The organism is Aureispira anguillae, from assembly GCF_026000115.1.
GTDB classification, from domain to species: Bacteria; Bacteroidota; Bacteroidia; order Chitinophagales; family Saprospiraceae; genus Aureispira; species Aureispira anguillae.
In genome coordinates this window covers 4,520,468-4,542,139 of the sequence record NZ_AP026867.1, presented here as the reverse complement: position 1 = coordinate 4,542,139, position 21,672 = coordinate 4,520,468, and the positions used below count along the sequence as shown (strand labels likewise).

Below are 21,672 nucleotides of genomic sequence, written 5' to 3'. Positions count from 1 at the left end.
AATAAACAAAAATTCAGATGAAAACATTTTTTTTGATGATGGCCTTATCGATTGCATTTTCCCCATCATTAGTTGCCCAGAAAAAAGCAAAAAAAGCCAAAAAAGGAGCCGTCAAAACTGTTAAATATCGCAGGAGCTCTTTGCATACCTTGTTGATTGGAACAGATGATTTTCCCAGAAAAGAAACCGTAATAAAAGCCTATAACGAAGCACCTTTTCCCGACAAGTATAATAATCATACCATTAGTGAAAAGTTGTTTAATCCTAATGATTATACGGTTACAGAGGCAGACCGAGAAGCCGCAGGATTAAAAAAAGACTCTAAATTGGGAGCTTTGGCTAAAGGGGCAGTTTCTACTGCTACAGCTGGTATTGTCGATGAGAATGCAGCAGATATGCCTATTATTATTGATAAGTATTTAAAAGATAAAAAAATCGCCAATAAATTGGTTGCGAAATGGTTTAATCGTCAAGAAGACGGCTCTTTTGATATGGATTTGATTGGAGAAAGAGGGCAGTACAATGCTTCAGAAATGGAGGCCAACATTGCCAAAGGCTCGGCTAGAGGAGTTACCTCTTTGAAAGATGCTGGTGTCGAATTAATTAATAATACTTTTCTTGTGGTAACCAAATTGAAGTTTGTTAGCAATGAAGTGGTTGCTGCTGCGATTAAAGAAGCTGCTTTGATTGCTGCTGGTAAAATTGCGTTGCCTCCTGCTAGACTCGCTGCGGAAAAAGCGGCAGAGGAAGCTTACAAAAAAGGAAAAGAAGGTTATTCGGTATGGACAACGGCTTATTTGTACCAATTGAAATGGAACGATGAAATTGAAGCTACTTTTTATAATGATTTATGGATGAATAGCGCAACTGTTGACCCTGCTAAAAAGGCAGCCTTTGATAATTCTGATTTGTTTGAATTAGAATTTATTGGCGAAGAAAAGGCAACAAGTTTGGTTACTTTTTCTCTAAAAGAAAAAAGAACGGAGGAGCAAATTGTGAGCTTGGCAACTGTGCGAAATATTGATGCTGTATACGCCAAGTTACAGAAAAAATACGATGTCTTTAAAACCAAGACTCCATTGGCTACTGCTCAACCTACTATTACTGCTTTGATTGGCAAAAAAGAGGGTTTAGTTGGTGGTGAGCAATTTGAAGTATTGGAGCAATCTATAGATAAGAAAACGGGCTTGACAGTTTACAAATCTAAGGGAAAAATTACGGTTGAAAAAGACAAGGTTTGGGACAATAGACACAATGCTGGAGAAGGTGGAGCTGAGACAGATCTAAAAGCAACTACTTTCAAAGGAGGCAAAAAGTATTATCCTGGTATTTTGATTCGCCAGATTAAGTAATCCTAATGTTAGGGTATTAGGCTGATTTTTAGATAGTTTGGTTGGTTAGGTAGAGCGCCCCCAAAAAGGGCAGCTCTACCTATATGAAGATACAATATAATTAATACACTCCTTTACTTAAGGAGGAGATAATACAAACAAATAAACAATATGAAAATAGTAATTATTAAAAGTCTGTTGTTGTTGCTCCTTATAGGAAGTTTTTCTTATTCAGCAGAAGCTCAGGCTAGAAGAAAAGCAGAAAAAGAAACCATACAATGGCGTTATGAAATTATGTGTGCAGGGGTAGGGGCGCAAGGAACTTACTTGGTAAAGGTTTGGTCTTATTCCAGAAAACCAGTTGTTGCTTTGGAGCAGGCTAAGAAAAATGCAGTGCATGGAGTTATTTTTAAAGGATTTATGGGGCAGGGCTGTTCAGCCCAAAAACCATTGGTTAGAAATTCTAATCTGGAAACCGAAAAAGCAGAGTTTTTTAAACGTTTTTTTAAAGACGGAGGCGAGTACATGAAATTTGTTACGGCTTCTAATGAGGGACATATAAGCGCAGGTGATGTGACCAAAATTAGTAAAAGGGAATACAAAGTGGGGGTAATTGTTTCCGTCCAAAAAGACTTGCTTCGAAAGAAATTGGAAGCAGAGGGGATTATCAAGGGCTTAGCAGCAGGATTCTAAGCTATAGAAATAACCATTAAATAAAGACAAAATTCGTTCTTTGGGAACCCGTAGAGACACGCAGTAACCACCACGTTAGTCGTGTGATGGAACACTATGGATGCTCAAAGAATCTCAAAAAATCAAAATAATGAAATACATAGGATTAATAACAATACTCTTATTAAGTGTTAATCTACTTTGGGGACAAGCCAAAAAACCAACGATTATGGTTGTGCCAAGTGATGCTTGGTGCAATGAGCGGGGGTATATGATAACCTTTGATAACCAGGGAACTATTGTGAAGGTTCCTGACTATAAAAAAGCATTTCAAGAAAATGCAGATCTGTTATTGGCAATCAGTAAAATAAATGGCTTGATGGCAGAAAGAGGCTTTCCGCTCAAAAATATGGAGTCGGCGATCAAAACATTGGAAGCGAATAGCGCCGAAGAGGCAATGTTGACTTCCAAAACAGGGGCAGAAGCGAGTGAAAGCCCTATTGATAAGCTTAAAAAGGTAGCCAAAGCAGATATTATTATGCAATTGACTTGGACGGTAAATACAACAGGGCCTAAAAAAACACTCACTTTTAATTTGCAAGGATTAGATGCTTATACGGATAAACAAATTGCTACGGCTGCGGGGACGGGAACGCCTTCTTTTTCAGCAGAAGTGCCTGTTTTATTGGAAGAGGCAATTTTAGATCATATGGATAATTTTACAGCTTCTTTGCAAGACTTTTTTGATGATTTGTTTGCCAATGGTAGAGAGGTCATTGTTCGAGTTAAGGTTTGGGATGATTGGGACGAAGATTTGGAAACAGAATATGGGGAAGATGACGAAGAATTAGCGGACATTATTGATTCTTGGATGGCTGATAACACGGTTAATGGTAAATTTAACACCACAGATGTTACAGAAACCATGTTGTTGTTTGAGCAAGTTAGAATGCCTTTGTTTTATGAAAAAAAGGGCAAACAGAGAGCCATGGATACTAGGCGTTTTGTCAAAAAATTGAGCAAGTTCTTAAAAGGAGAACCCTATAATATCCCCAACAAAGTAGTAACGAAGGGATTGGGAAGGGCAACCATTTATTTAGGCGGTAAATAGCATAAAAACATGAAAAACAAAATAAAAATAATGACTTTGGCAATGGTTTTATTGCTGATAGGAAATGGCTTTGCTCAAGACAAAGCAGGCAAAGTAGACGATTTAGGGCGTATTGTACTGAATACTTACTTGTCTCGTCAAATGGGAGACATCCCTGCTTCAGCTCAGAGGGTTTTGGGGAACAAATTAAGTCAGTTGGTGACCAAAAATGGAGTAGGAGGAAGTGTGCTAAATCCTCAGTTTATTATTACGCCAACTGTAACGGTTTTAACACAAGACTTGACCGCCACTGCTCCCCCTATGACGGCGTTGACACTAGAGGTTGCTTTATATATTGGAGATGGAGTAGAAGGAACCCTATTGGCTAGCACTACCCTTACTGTTAAAGGGGTAGGAACGAATGAGACAAAGGCTTATATGGCTGCATTGAAACAAATTAGCACAAAAAATCCAACAATAGCAGATTTTATCACAGAGGGAAAAACTAAAATTGTTCAATATTATACCGCTAAGTGCGATTTTATCCTAAAAGAAGCAGCAGTATTGACTGCCAATAACGAATTTGATGCTGCTATTTTGAAACTAACGGCTGTTCCTGATGTTTGCAAGGATTGTTACGATAAGTGTATGGAGGCTGTCCTTCCTATTTTTCAAAAGAAGATCGATAGAGTTTGCCAACTAAACTTAACCAAAGCGCAAAATGCTTGGAATGCAGGACAAGATGAAGCAGCTGCTAAAATTGCAGGAAAGTACCTTGCAGAGATTGACCCGAATGCTGCTTGTTACAAAGATGCACTGACGCTTTCTGACCAGATTGCTGAACGAATTAAAACCTTAGATGAGCGTGAATGGAAGGCTCAAATGAAACGAGAGCAAGATGGCGTTGATCTTGCCAAACAACGTATTAATGCAGCCAAGGCTGTTGGGGTTGCCCATGGCAACAATCAACCTAAAAATGTCAGTTACAACGTGAAGGGGTGGTGGTAAGTAACGATGCAGAAATAGTACTTAAATTGCAATTATTAATTGTATTTGATAATCAACTGCGTAGCACTCATGTAATAATCGAATATGATTAGCTACGCTGCTACTACGTGGTTTCTAACGGAGTAGTGTAAGTACATATTAGGCGTATAACTTAAATAAGTTTTAGGTAGTCAGGTCAATCTTATATATTCTAATTGATATAGGAGGCAAACTACTTAAAACTTATTTTGTTGATAATCATTGTTAAAAATAAAATAAAAAAGTTATCTTGGAAGGCTAAATTAAACCGTAAACCAATTTATAAAAACCATGAGACTAAAAGACCATTTCTAAAGCAAACAAATTGTAGACAATAGGGAAACCTATGCCTAAAATCAATTTGACCTACCTGAACATAGCAGACCTTATCTGACTCCTAAATGCAGAGAATAAAACAAAATTATTCGATTGGGGAGAGGTCTTTCTATTCTTACAAAAGAAACAAATAAATTAACCATTATTTTATTGATACAACCCTATCGTATATGCAAAGATTTTATACTTTTTTTGAAAAAATACCTTTGATGTTCTTGCTAAGTTGGACGATCGTTTCTATGCAGGCACAGACCATAACCGTTATTGCGCCCAATGGAGGTGAAACACTTTATTCCTGTCAACAATACCCAATTACTTGGTCTGTTTCAGGGGGAAGCACTTCTGGTTATTATACCATTGACTATTCTTTGGATGGAGGAACTATTTGGGCTTCTGCAACAAGTTATTATTTAACCAATAATAATACCTTTATGTGGACAGTGCCCAACCTTCAATCTTCAACCGTATTGATTCGAGTTCGAGACTCCTATAATTCTTTAGTTGAGGACATTAGTGATAATCTGTTTTCGATTAATTATCCTATAGATGTTGTTAGCCCAAATGGAGGCGAAGTATGGACAAGTTTAAATACTTACACCATTAATTGGACTGCGGTAGGAGCTTCTAATCGATACAACATTCATTATTCAAAAAATAATGGTAATACATGGAGTACCATTGTGACCAATTACTATTCGTCTTCAGGAACGTACAATTGGAATATTCCCAATGGAGTATTTTCTGACCAATGTTTGGTTCGAGTGACCGATTATAATAACAATTGTATGGTAGATGTTAGCGATACAACCTTTACCATTTCACCAGCCAAACCAATTTTAACGATTCCGAATGGAGGAGAAACATGGTATGAAGGAACAGCTTATAATGTTCGCTGGAATACTACTTACCTGTATACCAATGCTAAGTTAGAGTATTCTAGTGACAGTGGAGGAACTTGGAGTACAATTACGACTAGCACGTTAAATGATGGTATCCATTCTTGGAATATTCCCAGTGGAGCTGCCTCTACGAATGCCTTGGTGCGAATAGCAGTTTATAATGACTCCACCTTAAGCGATACGAGTAATGCCGTATTTGAGATACAATCCCCAAGCATCACGATTATCAACCCTAGTTTAGGAGCGAATTTAGAAGCCTGTAATTCCTTTACGATAAGTGGAACCAAGGCACCCTCCAACACGCATTTGAATTATTATTATTCAGCAGATCATGGGCAGAGTTGGGTATCGATTTTTAGTAATGTAAATTCGGGAACAAGCACAAGCTTTAGTAGAAGTTGGACAGTACCAGATTCTATCATAGGCGATAGTTTATTGTTGCGAGTAGAAGACAACAATACGCCAAGCATAAGCGATACAAGCGCTTATTATAATGTAATCCCGAACAATGATTTACAGATTACATTTCCAACAAGTACAGATACCTTGCAACGAGGAAACTCATATTATGTAAGATGGCAGCGATTGGGTGTTTATGTAACCCGTTATAGATTGTTTTATTCCTTAGATGGAGGACAGACATGGAACAATATGATATCGAGTAATTACTATTCGAATTACATCAACAGCACAAGCACCTACCCTTATTACAATTGGGATTTGGATTATATGCCACATTCAGATAGTGTATTGATACGAGTAGAGGATTATTACAATTCCTGTAGATATGTAATTTCAGATACCTTTGTGATTTTGCCCGTAAAACCAATCTTAACAGTACCGAATGGGGGCGAGTTGTGGTATGAAGGAACAAGCTATACAATTAGTTGGATAGACGAATTAATGTCAGTGAATCCAGTGTTGGAATATTCCACAGATAGTGGAAGTACTTGGAATACAATAACAGCAAGTACCTTAAACGATGGCAATCATCCGTGGTTAATTCCTAGTGGAGCAGCTTCAACAAGCGCCTTAGTGCGAATCTATGCGAGCAATGATTCGACCTTAAGCGATACAAGTAATGCCGTATTTGAGATACAATCCCCAAGCATCACGATTATCAACCCTAGTTTGGGAGCGAATTTAGAAGCCTGTAATTCCTTTACGATAAGCGGAACCAAAGCACCCTCCAACACGCATTTGAATTATTATTATTCAGCAGATCACGGGCAGAGTTGGGTATCGATTTTTAGCAATGTAAATTCGGGAACAAGTACGAGTTTTAGTAGAAGTTGGACGGTACCTGATTCTATCATAGGCGATAGTTTATTATTGCGGGTAGAAGACAACAATACGCCAAGCATAAGCGATACAAGCGCTTATTATAATGTAATCCCAAACAATGATTTACAGATTACATTTCCAACAAGTACAGATACCTTGCAACGAGGGAATTCATATTATGTAAGATGGCAGCGATTGGGTGTTTATGTAACCCGTTATAGATTGTTTTATTCCTTAGATGGGGGACAGACATGGAACAATATGATATCGAGTAATTACTATTCGAATTACATCAACAGTACGAGCACCTACCCTTATTACAATTGGGATTTGGATTATATGCCGCATTCAGACAGTGTATTGATACGAGTAGAGGATTATTACAATTCCTGTAGATATGTGATTTCAGATACCTTTGTGATTTTGCCCGTAAAACCAATCTTAACAGTACCGAATGGGGGGGAATTGTGGTATGAAGGAACAAGCTATACAATTAGTTGGATAGACGAATTAATGTCAGTGAATCCAGTGTTGGAATATTCCACAGATAGTGGAAGTACTTGGAATACAATAACAGCAAGTACCTTAAACGATGGCAATCATCCGTGGTTAATTCCTAGTGGAGCAGCTTCAACAAGCGCCTTAGTGCGAATCTATGCGAGCAATGATTCGACCTTAAGCGATACAAGTAATGCCGTATTTGAGATACAATCCCCAAGCATCACGATTATCAACCCTAGTTTGGGAGCGAATTTAGAAGCCTGTAATTCCTTTACGATAAGCGGAACCAAGGCACCCTCGAACACGCATTTGAATTATTATTATTCAGCAGATCATGGACAGAGTTGGGTGTCGATTTTTAGCAATGTAAATTCGGGAACAAGTACGAGTTTTAGTAGAAGTTGGACGGTACCCGATTCTATCATAGGCGATAGTTTATTGTTGCGAGTAGAAGACAACAATACGCCAAGCATAAGCGATACAAGCGCTTATTATAATGTAATCCCAAACAATGATTTACAGATTACATTTCCAACAAGTACAGATACCTTGCAACGAGGAAACTCATATTATGTAAGATGGCAGCGATTGGGTGTTTATGTAACCCGTTATAGATTGTTTTATTCCTTAGATGGAGGACAGACATGGAACAATATGATATCGAGTAATTACTATTCGAATTACATCAACAGTACAAGCACCTACCCTTATTACAATTGGGATTTGGATTATATGCCACATTCAGATAGTGTATTGATACGAGTAGAGGATTATTACAATTCCTGTAGATATGTGATTTCAGATACCTTTGTGATTTTGCCCGTAAAACCAATCTTAACAGTACCAAATGGAGGCGAGTTGTGGTATGAAGGAACAAGCTATACAATTAGTTGGATAGACGAATTAATGTCGGTGAATCCAGTATTGGAATATTCCACAGATAGTGGAAGTACTTGGAATACAATAACAGCAAGTACCTTAAACGATGGCAATCATCCGTGGTTAATTCCTAGTGGAGCAGCTTCAACAAGCGCCTTAGTGCGAATCTATGCGAGCAATGATTCGACCTTAAGCGATACGAGTAATGCCGTATTTGAGATACAATCCCCAAGTATTACGATTATCAACCCTAGTTTGGGAGCGAACTTAGAAGCCTGTAATTCCTTTACGATAAGCGGAACCAAGGCACCCTCGAACACGCATTTGAATTATTATTATTCAGCAGATCATGGGCAGAGTTGGGTATCGATTTTTAGCAATGTAAATTCGGGAACAAGTACGAGTTTTAGTAGAAGTTGGACGGTACCCGATTCTATCATAGGCGATAGTTTATTGTTGCGAGTAGAAGACAACAATACGCCAAGTATAAGCGATACAAGCGCTTATTATAATGTAATCCCAAACAATGATTTACAGATTACATTTCCAACAAGTACAGATACCTTGCAACGAGGGAATTCATATTATGTAAGATGGCAGCGATTGGGTGTTTATGTAACTCGTTATAGATTGTTTTATTCCTTAGATGGGGGACAGACATGGAACAATATGATATCGAGTAATTACTATTCGAATTACATCAACAGTACAAGCACCTACCCTTATTACAATTGGGATTTGGATTATATGCCACATTCAGACAGTGTATTGATACGAGTAGAGGATTATTACAATTCCTGTAGATATGTGATTTCAGATACCTTTGTGATTTTGCCCGTAAAACCAATCTTAACAGTACCGAATGGAGGCGAGTTGTGGTATGAAGGAACAAGCTATACAATTAGCTGGATAGACGAATTGATGTCGGTGAATCCAGTATTGGAATATTCCACAGATAGTGGAAGTACTTGGAATACAATAACAGCAAGTACCTTAAACGATGGCAATCATCCGTGGTTAATTCCTAGTGGAGCAGCTTCAACAAGCGCCTTAGTGCGAATCTATGCGAGCAATGATTCGACCTTAAGCGATACAAGTAATGCCGTATTTGAGATACAATCCCCAAGCATCACGATTATCAATCCTAGTTTGGGAGCGAATTTAGAAGCCTGTAATTCCTTTACGATAAGCGGAACCAAGGCACCCTCGAACACGCATTTGAATTATTATTATTCAGCAGATCATGGGCAGAGTTGGGTATCGATTTTTAGCAATGTAAATTCAGGAACAAGTACGAGTTTTAGTAGAAGTTGGACGGTACCAGATTCTATCATAGGCGATAGTTTATTGTTGCGAGTAGAAGACAACAATACGCCAAGTATAAGCGATACAAGCGCTTATTACAATGTAATTCCGAACAATGATTTACGGATTACATTTCCAACGAGTACAGATACCTTACAACGAGGAAACTCATATTATGTAAGATGGCAGCGATTGGGTGTTTATGTAACCCGTTATAGATTGTTTTATTCCTTAGATGGAGGACAGACATGGAACAATATGATATCGAGTAATTACTATTCGAATTACATCAACAGTACAAGCACCTACCCTTATTACAATTGGAATTTGGATCATATGCCACATTCAGATAGTGTATTGATACGAGTAGAGGATTATTACAATTCCTGTAGATATGTGATTTCAGATACCTTTGTGATTTTGCCTTCAAAACCCTTATTAACAGCACCAAATGGGGGAGAAGTATGGTATCCATTGAGTAACAATTACATTAGATGGCAGGATGATTTCATGATTGGAAATGTAAAGATTGAATATTCTATAGATAGTGGAGGAACTTGGAGTACGATAGCAACTAATGCAACCAATTCAGGAACCTATTTGTGGAACACAATTCCAAATATTAATGCAACCAATTGTTTGGTTCGAATAATAGATTTAGGGGATACGACCTTTAGAGACACGAGTGACGCTGTATTTGAAATTCGTCCTGCGGTAACGATTACAACACCTAATGGCAGCCGAACAGGTACAGAAGAATGGGGAGGATGTACCGTTACATCAATAACCTTTGATCATACCCCAGGGGTTACTTCTTATGAGATTGAATATTCTTTGGATGCAGGAATAACTTGGACCAATATCATCCATAATTTTTATACAGGTTCTAGTACGAACTCAACTTACAATTGGACAATTCCCAATATTCCATCTGACTTATCAATGGTTAGAGTGACCCCCAATACGACAGGAGGAGCCGCTTACGCTGATGTAAGTGACACGACTTTTAAGATCACCAAACCTGTTGTTTTGATTCAACCTAATTATGGAGGGGTAATGCCAATTGGTACAGTCTATAATATTATGTGGATTTCAGATGGTATCTCTAATATTTACGATTTAGACTATTCAACTGATGGAGGGCTTAATTGGACAACCATAGCGAATGGATACGTTACTTCTACCAATACTTACCCTTGGTTGGTACCGAATATCCCATCTCAAAATTGTGTGATTAGGGTACGGGATCATATCAACCCTTGTAAAGAACATATTAGTGCTAGAGCATTTATTATATCTCCTACACAACGACCAATAACGCTCTTACTTCCAAATGGTTTGGATACACTTTCAGCTTGTTACAGTACAGCAATAGAGTGGTCAGACACAGGAAATATAAGTGCTTATAATTTAGCTTACTCTACAGATGGAGGAACTACATGGACTCCTATCGTTAATAACTATACAACAACAACGGGAATTTATAATTGGGATGTACCAAATATAAACCTTAATAATGGATTTTTAGTAAGCGTTAGCGATGCCAATGACTCGACCATTTATGATTGGAGTGATGCTTTATTTTATATAGAACCACAAGCTTTAAGCACATTATCTGATACAACTATTTGTTATGGCGATAGTGTACAACTAAATGTTAGTGGAGGTAGTACTTATTTATGGAATAATAGCATAAGTTTAGATAATGATACCTCTAGTACTCCAATGGCTACACCTTCTTACACGACTACTTATAAAGTAAACGCTACGATAGGTTCTTGTGTACTGGAAGACTCTGTACAGGTATCAGTAGAAATGGGGCTTCAGGCACCAACGGTTAGTTGTACAACACCAACCAATCCTTATACAGAGGTTGCTTTTGCTTGGGGAAGTGTTCCTGCGGCTACGGGGTGGGAATATAGTATTGATTCAGGAGTTACGTGGAATAGTGCATTACTTCAAGACAGCAGCTTAGTGATTAACAACATCGTTAACAATACTTGTCTACAGATACAAGTTAGAGCGTTGGGTGGCGGAAACTGTGCTAACAATATTCGGGCTTTTACTTGTTGTACACAAGGAGCTTGTCCTACAATAGATACAACACTGTATACATCAATCTGTCAAGGACAAACCGTTACTTTTGGAGGGCAGACAATCCATACAACTGGCATCTATTCAGATACACTTAGTGCGTTGAATGGTTGTGATTCGATTGTAAATTTGGATTTAACAGTTCATAGTATAGTAACAGGAGTAGATACCCAAGTAGCTTGTTTAAGCTATACATGGTTGGATGGAATAACTTATACGAGTAGCAATAATACGGCAACGTATACGATAGTGGGAGGAGCCGTAACAGGCTGTGATTCCATAGTGACCTTGAATTTAACGATAAATAGCACGTCAAGTGGAGTAGATGTGCAAAGTGCCTGCTTAAGTTATACGTGGTTGGATGGAATAACTTATACGAGTAGCAATAATACGGCAACGCATACGATAGTGGGAGGAGCCGTAACAGGCTGTGATTCCATAGTGACATTGGATTTAACGATAACAGGCACGTCAAGTGGAGTAGATGTGCAAAGTGCCTGCTTAAGTTATACGTGGTTAGATGGGGTTACCTATACAAGTAGCAACAATACAGCAACGCATACGATAGTGGGAGGAGCCGTAACAGGCTGTGATTCCATAGTGACATTGGATTTAACGATAACAGGCACGTCAAGTGGAGTAGATGTGCAAAGTGCCTGCTTAAGTTATACGTGGCTAGATGGAGTTACTTATACAAGTAGCAACAATACGGCAACGCATACGATAGTAGGAGGAGCCGTAACAGGTTGTGATTCTATAGTGACGTTGAATTTAACGATAACAGGCACGTCAAGTGGAGTAGATGTGCAAAGCGCCTGTTTAAGTTATACGTGGCTAGATGGAGTTACTTATACAAGTAGCAACAATACGGCAACGCACACGATAGTGGGAGGAGCAATAACAGGCTGTGATTCAATAGTAACCTTGAATCTAACAATAAATAATACAGTAACAGGAACCGATACTCAGGTAGCTTGTGGAACCTATACGTGGTTGGATGGAATAACCTATACAAGCAGCAATAATACGGCAACGCATACCATAGTAGGAGGAGCAATAACAGGTTGTGATTCAGTAGTGACCTTGAATCTAACAATAAATAACACAGTAACAGGAACCGATACTCAGATAGCTTGTGGAACCTATACGTGGCTAGATGGAGTTACTTATACGAGTAGCAACAATACGGCAACGCATACGATAGTAGGAGGTGCATATAATGGTTGCGATTCTATAGTGACGTTGGATTTAACCGTAAAAAATATAGCTACGAGTGTGGATACCCAAGTAGCTTGTGGAACCTATACATGGCTAGATGGGGTAACCTATACAAGTAGCAATAATACAGCAACGCATACGATAGTAGGAGGCGCATACAATGGCTGCGATTCAATAGTGACGTTGGATTTAACGATAATAGGCACGGCAAGTGGAGTAGATGTACAAAGCGCCTGTTTAAGTTATACATGGCTAGATGGAATAACCTATACGAGCAGCAATAATACAGCAACACATACAGTAATAGGAGGCGCATACAATGGCTGCGATTCTATAGTGACGTTGAATTTGACGATAACAGGCCCCGCAAGTGGGGTAGATGTACAAAGCGCCTGTTTAAGTTATACATGGCTAGATGGGGTAACCTATACGAGTAGCAATAATACAGCAACACATACGGTAATAGGAGGCGCATATAATGGTTGTGATTCTATAGTGACGTTGAATTTGACAATAACAGGTCCTGTAAGTGGGGTAGATGTGCAAAGTGCTTGTTTCAGCTATACGTGGTTAGATGGGAATACTTATACAAGTAGTAACAATACGGCAACACATACGATAGTGGGAGGAGCCGTAACAGGTTGCGATTCTATAGTAACCTTAAATTTGACCATCCATACAGTAGATACAAGCCTTACAACAACAGACCCTAGCATTATTGCCAATGCAGTGGGAGCAACTTACCAATGGTTAGATTGCGATAGCAGTTACAGCGCTATTAGTGGGGCGACGATGGCTACTTTTACGGCTCTAAAAAATGGTAATTATGCTGTTGAAATCAGCCAAAATGGTTGTGTTGATACTTCAGCTTGTATTAGCATTTTATCAGTAGGGATAGAAAAGATAAATCCTTTGTTTGATGAGGTATTAATTTACCCTAATCCAACCAATGGTTTCGTGACGATTGATTTGGGATCATTAACCGATGTTACCCTAAGTGTTTTTGGAGTAAGTGGGCAACTCATTTATCAAAAAGAGCGAATCCATGAGGCTATTTATAAAATGAGATTGGACGAGCCAGCAGGAGTATATTTTATTGAGTTGAGTACTCAAGGAAAAAGGATGCAATACAAATTGATAAAAGGCTATTAATATCAATTGCTAAATAACCAACAGTTGCTAAACAAGAAGCAACTGTTGGTCTATTAAACTAGAACAAAATCTAACGATGAACTATTTAACAGCAATGATTCTCTTGTTTTTATTTTTTGTAGCGCCACATAATGCGCTAAAATGGGAAGGGAACACAACTAGCTGTGTTTCGGCTTCTGTTTTACTAAAAAAAGAGCAAAAAAGCAGGAAAAGAATAAAGATTCGGAAAGCGAAAAAGAAGAGGTATGCACAAAAATGGAGAGAACTCCGCTCCAATGATGGGAGGGAAATGACCTGGTTTTTTTTAGGAATTGTAGCAATGTTAGCAGGAATAGCCTGTTTGGTACTAGCCTTTCTTTTCCCTGTTTATATGTCTTTATTATGTTCTCTGGCAGGAGTAGTTTTTAGCGTAGGCGTTTATGGGGTAGCAACTGTATTGTACTAAAAATTAAAAATGCGATGCTCTAAAGAATCGCATTTTTAATACTTTAAACAACTTCTATGTAAGTAATCGTTCACAAAAAAGCATCGTCAAAAATTTTGGTAAATTTAACGCAGAATCAATGCTGCGTAATTGCTTAAAATCCATCCTCTTCCTCATAGATAGAACCATCTTCTATAGAGCCATCTTCATCTGAAGGCAAGGGATCTTCTTCTTCACAGCCAGGAGGAAATTCGTTCATTAACCACAAATCAATACCTGATCCCATTGTGGCACTAGCACCAGCTGGAGGGCTTTGTTTCCAGACCCAAGCCGCCAAGGTATCTGTAATATTACCTTGTAAATGGATGGTTCCCATATTAAATTGGCTTCCTTTTACAGCAAATTCTGCGGCACCATACGTATCGCAAATCAAGTTTGGAATATATTTGGGCAAAGCATCAATTCCTTCTAGCAGAACTAGGTCTACGACAGCATTTTGAGGAATCTTTTTAGGTTCTTTAGGCGGTTTTTCACCTGCACGAGGATCGGCTTCAATAAAAAGGGGAACCCCATTAATAGAAGCTTCTACAACTGTATTTTCAGCCTTTCCACCAGGACGGTACGTCAATTTTCCAACTTTTAAATTGCTTCGCTCCAATTGTTTGACAACGTATTCTCTAGGGCGACCAATGATTTGTCTATAATATAAATTGACGGTACAATCAGAATGTCTTGTAATGGTCAAATAAATTTTTCTACTTTCTTTTACTCGGAAAGCAGGACGAGGATTCTGCTCCTTGATAAGCCCACCTAGCCCATCACCTTTGCAAATGGAGTCGTTAACAACAAAATCAAGTTTTCTAGTTGCCAGTAATTTTTCAGCCTCTTCCAATTTCATATTGACCAAATCGGGGACTTCTATGGACTCACCATGTAGGGTATAAAAGCTAAGTGCCCACATTAATACCTTTATTAATACTAATGTTAATACAATGCCCCCTACCAAATTGAGAAGAATGGTTTTGCGGATATACCACAAATCACTAAAAAAGGTGCGTATTTTACTCATAATTGTTTGATCTTATTTCTAGTAATTTAACGGATAGAACGTTTTATACTTGGGTAATTTGTTTGGTTCTTTGTTTGCCAAAGTTTAAAATTTGGTGAATAAACTCATAAGGTTTGTACCCATTGATGGCACATTGATGAAAAATACAAGTAGCAGGAGTCATACCTGGCAGAGAATTTACTTCAATAATTAAGGTTTCAGCGGTTCCATCTTCATAAATTCTTACAAAAGCATCAATGCGAGCATAGCCCGTTACTTTCAAAATTTGAGCTGCTTTTTGGAGGGTTGCACGCACTTGTTTGGAAATATGCTCATGCGAAAAAGGCAAGTGAGCAGGAACAAATCGAGCAGGCGTAATGTTTTGCCCTTCGCCAGCCAAGAATTTTTCTTCTAGAGACAATACTTCTCCTGTTGCCAAGGCTTCAGAAGGCTCAAAAATTTCATATTCTAAATCACCTGTAGCATTGTATTTTGTCAATAAACCACCTGTGATTTCCAAAAAGTGAGCCGCTTGTTTCTGGGTAATAAGTGCCTCCAATAGAGCTACTTCTTTTTGGGGAAATTCTTCTTTGGGTTTTAACCCTAAGATGGTTGCTTGTTCCTCGTCAACTTGTTTAGTTGTTCTAAACAAAGCCTTTAGGAAAGCATGAAGTTGATGCGGCGTTTTAATCATCTTAACAGCCGAACTACAACCGTCATCAACAGGTTTGGCAATAAAGGGATAATCCAATACTTTTTCAATATTTTGAAGGGTAGCTAAAGGATCATCAGCATATTCTTTTTTAGCGATAAGCAATTGATCGGTCACGGGCAACCCATGACTTTTGAGCAATTGAAGCGTATCGTATTTATTGATGGTGATTTGCGCAGAACTGGCCAAAGAACCATTAAATGGAATATTATAGTGTTGGAGTTGTTGTTGTACCTCTCCATCTTCACCAGGACGACCATGCAAGGCGATAAAGACCCCGTCAACTTCTGCTTTTAGCCAATCATAATCGATTAGATTGGGAGCAAAAATAGGAGGAGCTTGAGTATATCTACTCATAATATCTTGGCACTGCTGCTGGATATTTGTGATAATGGGATGTACTTGATGATGCGCAATTTTATCTCGAATATCATCGGCATTATCTTTTAACAATAAGTTAATTGGGATATGGTAGAGTTGGTGAGCCTTAGAATTACCCGTAACAAAAATAGGAATCGGTTCATAAAGATCGGAACTCGCTAATTTTTCATAAATATTACGACCACTCTCAACAGAAATGTGGCGCTCTGAAGAGTACCCGCCTAAAAATATAGCTATTTTCTGTTTATTGGATAGGCTTTGTTGTTGAGCCTGAAGGTTGGTGTCCAATTCTTTTAGCAAAGGTTCATACCATCCCAATTGGGTACTCGTCTGCAAACGTTCAATAAGAGAAGTGCGAATGATATAAGTCAAAAACTGAGAAGGATTTAGTCCAATTTCTGCTGCTTGGTGAAAGAAAAAAGAGGAAGGCAACATCCCCGAAGTAGTATTGGGATCATTTAAAAATATCTTGCCATCTTCTTGTATAAAACCATCAATACGAGCATAGGTATTAAATTCCAAATAATCAAAAAGCTGTTCACACTCTGTACGGATACGTTCAATTTGCTCATCGGGCAAATCAATAGGAGTAAGTTTGCGAGAAAGCCCTGCTAGGTATTTAGAGCGATAATCAAATATTTCTTTTCCTTTGAGAATTTCCGTAGGAGGGAGGGCAATTGCCTCGTTGTGTTCGCCACGAATAACGACACAAGAAAATTCTCTACCATGAATAAATTCTTCAACAACAACCGTATGTTCTGCATTATACCCAGATAGATGCACCTCGGCATGTTCAACAAAATAGTCGTCTAAGAAACGAAGTAAGGTAGCAGGATGATATAAAACTTCTTGTGTTTCTGTAATTTGTAAAGGAAATCCAATCCCTGTACGAATATCCGTTAAGGTGCGTAAGAAATCTAATTTTTCGTCTAAGGAAAACAGCTGCCAAGTAGAAGCCTCAATTGACTCAACAAAGAAGGCAGCATTGATAGCAGGTTCAATATCTTCGATTTGATAAATGATACTGACTCCAATAGAAGAACCTTGATTGGCAGGGCGAACGACCATCGGTAAGCCTATATTTTTTGCCAATTGTTCTTTCCAATCATTGGAATAGCCTTTTAACCAATGAGCTCGTTTAATAATTTCCATTTTGGGCATATTAAAACCGCCAGCTTCCATTAGTTTCTTTTGGTAAGATTTGTCCATCCCAATGCTGCTGGCTCGTATTCCTGAGCCCGAATAAGGAATACGTAAACATTCTAATAGACCTTGAATTTGACCATCTTCACCTAGATTTCCATGCAAAGCCAAAAAGGCAAAATCAATTAAGTTCGGAAGTTCATCGATGGTGACAGGAGAACCGACTTGTTCGATCAACGCTTTTAATTCTTCCTCTTTTAGATGTTCTAAACTCTCAATATAAACCTGAAAAGAGTGTTTGGAAGCAGGAAGGTAAGCCACAGGAGGGTAAAAATCTCTGATGGTTCCTTTGTATAAAAACTGCCAATCTAAACGTATAAAATTCCCTAGACTATCTACAAAAATGGGAACAGGAGTGAACAAACTCTTATTTAAATTGTCGTATACTGTTCTTCCGCCAGCAAAAGAAATTTCACGTTCTCTAGATGTTCCTCCAAAAAAAATACCTATGCGCATTATTGTGTCCTTAATTTCGTTCATTCCTTTTAGTTGTAAAACTACTTTAGCATAGCAACTAGAAGGAAATTCATTCCTTTAAAATGTTGTATTAATATCGATCAGGGTGTAAGATTTTATCTCTATTGTTAACAATTTTACCTTTGTTACACCAAACAATATTTAAGCGTTAAGTAACGAAGCAAAACGAATGCCTGTAAACTTAAGCAACCTTTTGCATCTAATCGCATTATCAATGCTCGTTGTCGCTACAGTTACAACTGTGCGGACTTTAGCTTTTATGCTTTTGTAGCATAAGCCTCCCCATTAGTTCGCTAACGCTTATGCGCTCGCATGGCTCAGTTTACTAGAGTTCATGCCTTATTAACTACTAAAAATATTGGTAGATTTAGCGCATCATCAATTCTGCTTAGTTACTTATCTTGCGTCTAAAATTACAGTTTATTTTTGGACTTACATAGAAAAGGCTTAGACAACGAGTAAATGGTTGTATAAGCCTATTAAGTGGTGTTATTTATAAGTGCTTATATTTTGACAAATTGATATTCTAATTCATTCAGAGAGATATAAAAAGTACGCTCATCGGTAAAGACAATAGAAACATCGTCATGAAAAGGTCCATCATCAGATTTGAGTGTTAGTGTTTCACTAGCCAGTTGATTGATGTTTTTAGATTGCGTGACCGACCAAGTTCCCGTATTGGTAATCCAAGTTTTTTTATCTCGGCTACTCAACATACGAGTTTCAAGTGTTCCGTTTTTGTTGAATAACATTGTTGCGTTTTTTAGCAAAAAGGGCTTGTTTTTATAAGAGGCTTGTAAATCGCCTACATTTTTTAATTCCCATTCACCAATGATTTTTTCTTTGTAATTGGTTAATTCACTGTCGCCACAGCTAGAAAAAAAACTGCTCAGTAGAAGGCAAGAAATAAGAATAAGGTGCAGTTTTGAGAAGTTGAGATATTTCATAACAAAAATATTATTAGGGAGTTGAACGGACACTAAAAATCTGTGTTACTCAATATACAAAAAGTTGTCAATTTGTAACTTTGAATAGCAACTTATTGTATAATAATTCATGATTTGTATCAAATAATTTTTTGCATGTTTTCTTTGAGTCGCTTTAGGTAACGACTTTGCAAGTAATAATCTCGAATGGTTGCCAATTCTTCAGCATTTATTTGGTGATCATCATATTGGTCAAAGATAGGTTGAACAACCGCTAATAGCTCCTGTTCTTTTTGGTCGATATCTTGTTGGATAGCTTGATGACTTGTTGGGTCGTATTCGAATTGCAGTTCCATCACCTGTTCATTAATATCCATCATATCCATCAAGAAGGACTGAGGCAATTCTGGCTTAATATCTTTGCCCAAAAGCCCTTTTAGTTCCAAGATGTACTTGATTCTCTTCTCTTGATCTTTTAATAGTTTGTAAGCTTCATTATTGGTCGTTGATAATTCCAAAATTTCAGCTTGTTTAGCTTCTGATTCCATGGTGTAAAAATCAGGGTGGTATTTTTTGCTAAATTTTAAAAATTGGCGACGCAAGATCTCTGAATCTAAATTGAAAGAAATGGGCAGGTCGTAGAACTCAAAATAATTCATAGCATAACGAATTTGTGCAATTAGAACTCAAAATTTTAGGCTTCAATAGCATTTATTGAAGCCTAAAATTAAAAAATCGATAAAACAAAGATCGAACGATTTATTCAAAACCATTCACTCCATTAACAGTAGTATATTTGAATTGAACTTTTTTATCTGGATAAATGTGCTTAAATGCAGATTGTACCATTAGAGTTCCCTCATGGAAACCACATAAAATTAACTTTAATTTGCCAGGGTAGGTATTGACATCACCAATGGCATAAATACCAGGGATGTTTGTACTATAATCAAAGGTATTGACTTCAATGGCAGAACGACTAATATTTAATCCCCAATCTGCAATAGGACCTAATTTTGGACTCAACCCAAATAGAGGGATAAAGTGATCGACAGGTTGAGAAAATTCACCATCTACCTTGTGTTTGATGGTTACTTCGTTTAATTTCCCATTTCCATTTAGACCAACTACTTGAGATTCTGTCAACAATTTTATTTTGCCAGCAGCAGCCAGTGCTTCTACTTTTTCTACAGAATCTAGCGCTCCTCTAAAGCTTTTGCGACGGTGCACCATGGTTACCTCAGCGGCAACCTCAGATAAGAAAATAGTCCAATCTAGGGCAGAATCTCCACCTCCTGCAATAACAATTTTTTTGTCACGATACAATTCAGGCTCTTTGATAATGTACTCTACTCCTTTATCCTCAAAGTCTACAATATTAGAAATAGGAGGTTTTCGAGGTTCAAAACAACCCAAACCACCAGCAATGGCAATAACAGGAGCAACGATTTCAGTACCTTTACTTGTGGTCAATAGAAAGCGCTCGTCTTCTAGTTTTTTAATGGTTTCAGCACGTTCTCCCAAAGTGAAGCCTGGTTTGAATGGCTCAATTTGCTTCATTAAATTATCCACCAAATCGCCAGCTAAGATGTCTGGAAAACCAGGAATGTCATAAATCGGCTTCTTGGGATAAATTTCTGTTAATTGCCCGCCAGGTTGAGGCAAAGAATCAACCAGATGGCATTTTAACTTGAGCAATCCTGCTTCAAATACCGTAAACAAGCCACATGGACCTGCGCCCACTATTATTATATCCGTTTCTATCATTTTATAACCTTTTAAGTAAAGTATTTCTTTCTTTTATTAAGTAATGAATCTAAATTATTGATAGTTTATTCGAGCAATCTTTTTAATCTTAACTGTGTTGAAAATACTCGCCATAGCTAAGGCTATGACTGTGTTTTTCGCCTTGTTAATATCAAAAATCTTTTACTGCAAATTCTATAAATAATTTTGCCCCATTACTTAAGAAGCACTATTCTTCTAAACACTTAATTTTATCAAAAAAACCTTCCTTTTTTAATTGATGCACCCATTGTTCTAGACGTTCATCGGTTTGTTCAGGTTGGTTGTCTTCATCAATCGCAAGACCTAAAAATAGACCCTCTTGGTCGATTGCTTTGGATGCTTCAAAATCGTATCCTTTAGTACTCCATTTACCAACAATTTTGCCGCCATTTTGTTGAACAACATCACCTATAATTCCGATGCCATCAACAAAATATTCAGCGTAGCCTTCTTGGTCCCCTAGACCAAATAAAGCAACCGTTTTGTTCGAAAAGTCAATTTTTTCAAACTGTTCAAAAAATTCATCCCAATCGCTTTGTAGCTCTCCATCATACCAAGTTGAAAGCCCTAATATCAAGTGTTCATAGGATTCAATTTGTTCAATACTGGTATTAAATACATTAACACTATCCACTAGATCTTTTCCGATCAAGTCAATAAGCACTGTGACAATTTCTTCTGTCATTCCTGTATCGGAACCCCAAAAAAGACCAATTTTATTCATACGTAATATTCTTCCTTCTTTTATTGGTAGTACATGCTATACCCAATAACATAATTTTAGAGTGCAAATGTCGGGAAAAAATTTGTAAAAAAGGCATTATAATTCATTAAATTGGATTCAATCTAAATAAGAAAGATTTAATTTTTGTGGAATGCTTTCCAAAAATCACTTTAGGGGTCACGCTAAGGCATAAAAAAAGGCT

At 37.7% G+C, this 21,672-nt stretch carries 12 protein-coding genes; 6 read left to right on the top strand and 6 right to left on the bottom strand.

Translation table 11 applies throughout. The annotated features are described in order from the left end of the window. The first annotated feature begins 17 nt into the window (after positions 1-17). The 6 genes from AsAng_RS17955 to AsAng_RS17930 all read left to right on the top strand — a co-directional run bounded on the left by AsAng_RS17955 (position 18) and on the right by AsAng_RS17930 (position 14,232). Entirely contained in the window at positions 18-1,352 is a 1,335-nt protein-coding gene (locus tag AsAng_RS17955; protein ID WP_264788473.1) for a hypothetical protein, read from the top strand. A gap of 150 nt (positions 1,353-1,502) precedes the next feature. Beyond that, complete coding sequence (locus tag AsAng_RS17950) at positions 1,503-2,024, top strand: hypothetical protein (protein ID WP_264788472.1); 522 nt, start codon at positions 1,503-1,505, stop codon at positions 2,022-2,024. Positions 2,025-2,154: 130 nt separating this feature from the next. Then, positions 2,155-3,114: a DUF6175 family protein gene (locus tag AsAng_RS17945; protein ID WP_264788471.1), complete on the top strand. Its 960-nt coding sequence runs from the start codon at positions 2,155-2,157 to the stop codon at positions 3,112-3,114. A gap of 9 nt (positions 3,115-3,123) precedes the next feature. Beyond that, positions 3,124-4,101, top strand: coding sequence for a hypothetical protein (locus tag AsAng_RS17940; RefSeq protein ID WP_264788470.1), 978 nt, complete (start codon positions 3,124-3,126; stop codon positions 4,099-4,101). 524 nt (positions 4,102-4,625) lie between these two features. Next, positions 4,626-13,787, top strand: a complete 9,162-nt coding sequence (locus AsAng_RS17935) for a T9SS type A sorting domain-containing protein (protein ID WP_264788469.1) — start codon at positions 4,626-4,628, stop codon at positions 13,785-13,787. A gap of 76 nt (positions 13,788-13,863) precedes the next feature. Then, positions 13,864-14,232, top strand: a complete 369-nt coding sequence (locus AsAng_RS17930; protein ID WP_264788468.1) for a hypothetical protein — start codon at positions 13,864-13,866, stop codon at positions 14,230-14,232. Positions 14,233-14,365: 133 nt separating this feature from the next. On the opposite strand, the gene AsAng_RS17925 is transcribed toward AsAng_RS17930, so the two are convergent. From AsAng_RS17925 to AsAng_RS17900, 6 genes are all read right to left on the bottom strand, one after another. Further along, positions 14,366-15,280 (bottom strand): PASTA domain-containing protein, encoded by a 915-nt coding sequence (locus AsAng_RS17925; RefSeq protein WP_264788467.1) that lies wholly within the window; start codon positions 15,278-15,280, stop codon positions 14,366-14,368. Between the two features lie 43 nt (positions 15,281-15,323). Beyond that, entirely contained in the window at positions 15,324-18,035 is a 2,712-nt protein-coding gene (locus AsAng_RS17920) for a D-alanine--D-alanine ligase family protein (protein WP_264788466.1), read from the bottom strand. A gap of 500 nt (positions 18,036-18,535) precedes the next feature. Further along, entirely contained in the window at positions 18,536-18,979 is a 444-nt protein-coding gene (locus AsAng_RS17915) for a hypothetical protein (RefSeq protein WP_264788465.1), read from the bottom strand. A 119-nt stretch (positions 18,980-19,098) separates the two neighbouring features. Continuing rightward, a complete protein-coding gene (gene hscB, locus AsAng_RS17910; protein ID WP_264788464.1) occupies positions 19,099-19,617 on the bottom strand; it encodes a Fe-S protein assembly co-chaperone HscB in 519 nt (172 codons plus the stop codon). A gap of 100 nt (positions 19,618-19,717) precedes the next feature. After that, positions 19,718-20,725 (bottom strand): NAD(P)/FAD-dependent oxidoreductase, encoded by a 1,008-nt coding sequence (locus AsAng_RS17905; RefSeq protein WP_264788463.1) that lies wholly within the window; start codon positions 20,723-20,725, stop codon positions 19,718-19,720. A 208-nt stretch (positions 20,726-20,933) separates the two neighbouring features. Next, entirely contained in the window at positions 20,934-21,470 is a 537-nt protein-coding gene (locus AsAng_RS17900; protein WP_264788462.1) for a flavodoxin, read from the bottom strand. Between the last annotated feature and the right edge of the window lie 202 nt (positions 21,471-21,672).